General features: G+C 72.8%; 4 protein-coding genes. All 4 read right to left on the bottom strand.

Features of this window, described 5'->3' with window-relative positions:
- Nucleotides 1–160 precede the first annotated feature (160 nt).
- Entirely contained in the window at nucleotides 161–1825 is a 1665-nt protein-coding gene (locus B9S61_RS09835; protein WP_103541923.1) for an alkaline phosphatase, read from the bottom strand.
- A gap of 240 nt (nucleotides 1826–2065) precedes the next feature.
- Complete coding sequence (locus B9S61_RS09830) at nucleotides 2066–2821, bottom strand: metallophosphoesterase (RefSeq protein WP_103541922.1); 756 nt, start codon at nucleotides 2819–2821, stop codon at nucleotides 2066–2068.
- Entirely contained in the window at nucleotides 2818–3105 is a 288-nt protein-coding gene (locus B9S61_RS09825; protein ID WP_103541921.1) for a BON domain-containing protein, read from the bottom strand. Before B9S61_RS09825 ends, B9S61_RS09830 begins: the two co-directional genes overlap by 4 nt.
- A 21-nt stretch (nucleotides 3106–3126) precedes the next feature.
- Nucleotides 3127–3822, bottom strand: coding sequence for a nucleotidyltransferase family protein (locus B9S61_RS09820; RefSeq protein WP_103541920.1), 696 nt, complete (start codon nucleotides 3820–3822; stop codon nucleotides 3127–3129).
- Between the last annotated feature and the right edge of the window lie 406 nt (nucleotides 3823–4228).

Here is a 4228-nt window from a genome sequence, read left to right as displayed (position 1 = left end):
GGTACGTCTCCTTCGTTCGGGGCGGCGAAGCTGCCGAGGAGACTCAGGCCTTTCCCGGCGCGCCCGACGCGATGTCAGGACACGCCGGGGTTAGCGCTTTGGAGACACGTACGGACGCCAAGTGCAGTACGGGCGGACGACGGGAGGACACCCGGACGGGTCAGACGGGTGTCAGTCCGGGCGAGCCGGCCTCCGTGACGAAGGAGGCGGCCGTCGAGACCGGGGCGCCCGGCGTCGTCACGGCCGGGACGACCCGGAAGTCGGCGCGGGCGTGCGCCCGGTCCAGCTCGACGCGCACGTAGCCGCGCCGTCCGTCGTAGAACCTGAGGTGCGGGTTGGCCCGCAGGTAGGTGTCCCGGTTGGCCGGGTGCTCCGACCCGTTCATGCCGCTGGTGACGGAGGTGCAGGTCAGTTCCGTACCCAGGGTGGGGGAGCCGGGGTCGCCGAAGTCGTCCTTGATGTCGAAGGCGTACCCGACATGGACGTCACCGGTGAGGACCAGCCAGTTGTCGACACCGGCCGCCTTCGCGCCCGCGACGAGCCGGCCGCGGTTCGCGCGGTAACCGTCCCAGGCGTCCATCGACATCCTCGCCTCGGCGTTCAGGTCCAGCTTGCGCTGGGAGAAGGTGACCTGCTGGGGCATCACGTTCCACAGCGCCGTGGAGGTCCCCCATCCGTCGATCAGCCACCGCTCCTGGGCGTCCCCGGTGAGGCTGCGCGCGGGGTCGTCCGACTCGGGCCCGGGGACGTGCGCGGTGTCGCCGTAGGCCTGGTCGGAGCGGTACTGCCGGGTGTCGAGGATGTCGAACTGGGCGAGCGTGCCCCAGCGCAGCCGGCGGTACAGCCGCGCGTCGGGGCCCTCGGGCCGCTGGTCGGCGCGCAGCGGCTGGTTCTCCCAGTAGGCGCGGTAGGCGGCGGCCCTGCGGGTCAGGAACCGGGCCGGGTCGCTGCCGTTCTCGTCGACGTCGGCCGCGTAGTTGTTCTCGGTCTCGTGGTCGTCCCAGGTGACGACGAACGGGTGCGCGGCGTGCACGGCGCGCAGGTCGGGATCGCTCTTGTAGAGCGCGTACCGCATCCGGTAGTCCGCCAGGGTCGTCGCCTCGCGGTTGAACACGGACGGCAGTACGACGTCGGTGTGGGCGCGGGCGCCCCCGGCGGAGTCGACGGCGTACTCGTACAGGTAGTCGCCGAGGTGGAACACCACGTCGACGTCCTCCCGCGCGAGGTGCCCGTGCGCGGTGTAGTAGCCGTGGTGGTACGCCTGGCAGGCGACCGCGGCCAGCCGCAGGCGCGCGCTGCCGTCGCCGGCCGGGGGAGCGGTGCGGGTACGGCCGGCGGGGCTGATCCAGGTGCCCGTACGGAACCGGTAGTAGTAGTGGCTGCCCGCGTCCAGGCCCTTCACGTCGACGCGCACGCTGTGCGCGTACTCGGGATGGGCGAGGACGGTGCCCCGCCGCACCACCAGGACGAACGACTCGTCGAGGGCCACTTCCCAGGCGACCTCCACCTGCTCCTGCCCCAGGCCCCCGTCCGGGGTGAAGGGCTCCGGGGCGAGCCGGGTCCAGATGAGCACCGAGTCGGGCAGCGGGTCCCCGGAAGCAACGCCGAGCGTGAAGGGGTTCTCGGTGATCCGGGCCCCGTCGGACCGGGGCGCGGCGAAGGCGCCGCGTGCGGGCAGCTGGGTGGTGAAGGCGAGGGTGGCGGCCGCGGCGGAGACGGTGAGGAAGCGACGGCGGGCCAGATGCCGTGCGGCGGTGCGCAGTTCGGCGTCGTGCGGGGCGAGGGCGAGCGCGGACGATGGTCCGGGACGGCCCGGCAGCGCCATCTGGGGTCCTCTTCTACGGGGGCAGGCGGATGTGTTCGACGGGCGCGGGCCGGGTGGGCGGGATCGGGGCGTTCCCGACAGGGCCACGGGGCACGGAGCCTGAATGGTAAGCAGACAAGATTCATAAAAAGGGCGCGCCGCGCGAGGTGTTCACACGGGAGGCGTACGGGCACCCCGGACCCGGCGGCAACGAAGAGCGCCGCCGGTGCGTACCGGCGGCGCTGGGGCGGAAGGCGGACTTCAGGCGGCGGGCGCCCCGGCGTCGACGCGTTCGCGGACCGGCAGGTGGTAGACGTGGAAGGCGCGGCCGATGACCGGTTGGGCCACGTTGCGCACCTTGACCCCGCCCGTGGTCATACCGTGCTCGGTTCCGGCGTGCGCGTGCCCGTGCACGGCGAGGTCCGCGCCGGCCGTGTCGATCGCCTCGGCCAGCAGATAGCTGCCCAGGAACGGATAGATCTCCAGCGGCTCCCCGGCCAGCGTCTCCGGCACGGGGGAGTAGTGGGTGAGCGCGATCCGGACGTCGCAGCCCTCTTCGGCCAGCCGCTCCAGCGAAGCCCGCAGACCGTCGGCGCACCGCCGGGAGACCCGGACGAACTCCTTCATCACCGGCTCGCCGAACTCCCCGGCGCTGGCTCCGACGAATCCGCCGCCGAAGCCCTTGGTGCCGGCCACCCCGACCCGCGTGTCCCCGACCCCGACGACCGTCGACTCCCCCTCCAGGACGCGGGCCCCGGCGTCCCGCAGGAGGGCCGTGACCTCGTCCTGCCGGTCGTCGTGGTGGTCGTGGTTGCCGAGCACCACGACAACGGGGACGCCGAGGCCCCGGATCTCGTCGGCCACCACACGTGCCTCCTCGACGGTGCCGTGCCGGGTGAGGTCCCCCGCCAGCAGCAGGAGGTCGGCGCAGTCGGGCAGGGTGTCGAACGCGGGACGCAGTACGCCCCGCGTCTCGGGACTCATGTGGATGTCCCCGACGGCGGCGATCCGGATCATGACAGCTCCTCCGCGTGGTCGGGGGACGAGGGCTCACTGACCACGATGTCGCAGTGCACCTCCAGCCCCGCGAGTTCCTCCCGCACCGTGGTCAGCACCTCCTCGCGGCAACGGGCCGAGGGAACGGTCCCGGTGACCAGGACGGTCCCGCCGCGCACCTCGGTCCGCACGCCGAGTTCGCCGAGTTCGCCGGAGGCGAGCCGGTCCTGGAGGTGGGCGACGCGGTACTCCGGACCCCGCGCGGTGTGTGTGCCGGCTGCGGAACCGGCGTCATGGGTGCTCATGAGCGTTCCTTCCGCGGACGTTCAGATGACGTTCAGGCGTTCGAGGAGGAAGAAGAAGGCCGCGGGCATCGGCTCGTCCCCGCTCTCACGCCGTACCCGGTCCCAGTCGACCTTCTCGCGCAGGGCGCGCGCGATGGGCAGGACCGCCCCGAAGTCGCAGTGGTGCTCCGAGAAGGCGGCCACCAGGCCGGACAGCAGATCGGTGGGGGCCAGGACCGGCATGCGCACCGATTCCACCGGGAGCTCCAGCGCCCGCCGGAGCATCTCCGCGGAGACGGGCCGGTGCGCCAGCTCGAAGATGATGTCCACGTCCTGGCCGAAGCAGGTGGCCTTGATCAGCCAGTCCTCCGGCGGGGTGTAGACCGTCAGCCCGGCCTCCCGGAGTGTGGTGGCCACGGCCTCGGCGTCCTCCGGACGGACGCAGAAGTCGACGTCGTGCTGGAGGTTCCCGCTGCCGCCGTGGGCATGCACGGCGACACTGCCGGCCAGCGCGAAGAGATGCCCGCCCCGCTTCAGCACCGCACCGACCTGCTTGGCCGCCTCCAGGATGGCCTGATTGCGGTCCCGGGGCAGCTCCGGGCCGTCGTCCTCCACCTGGAGCGGTGCCTCGCCCCGCACGTCGAGCGGCGGCGCCGCCCCCGGGGCGTGGGAGGCCGGACGGAGGTCCGGGGCCGCCGAGCGCCGGGCGAGCGTGGTGTCCTCGCCGTTCTCCGTCATCACCGCTCCCTCCGCCGGCCGGTCCGTACGGCCGCTGTGCCCGGCCCCCCGCCCGGGACAGCTCTGCGTGCCGCACCCAGTACCCGGCGTGCCCGTTCCGACACGGACGCGGGTGCGGAAGGCGGCCGGTCCCGGACGGTGGGGGCAACCGGCTCGGGCGTACTGGGAGAGCGCTCCGGTCGGTAAAGGTCGAATATGGGACAGACGCCATCATTACCGATGGGTGCCCCGAGGGCTGTACCGGTGGAGGTCGACATGGAGCAGGACACGTCTCGTGCACCGGACCTTCCGCAGCCGCTGCGGGCCGTCGCCTCGGGACTGCGGCATCTGCCGGGTGCGGAGCAGGTGGGCAGGGTGGCCGGAGGAGCCCTGGACACGATCGGCGCGGTGTCCCCGCGCGGACGCC

The sequence above is a fragment of the Streptomyces sp. SM1 genome, from assembly GCF_002910825.1.
GTDB lineage: Bacteria > Actinomycetota > Actinomycetes > Streptomycetales > Streptomycetaceae > Streptomyces > Streptomyces okerensis.
Note: the sequence above shows the minus strand (reverse complement) of the source record. Positions and strands in the feature narration are given on the sequence as shown.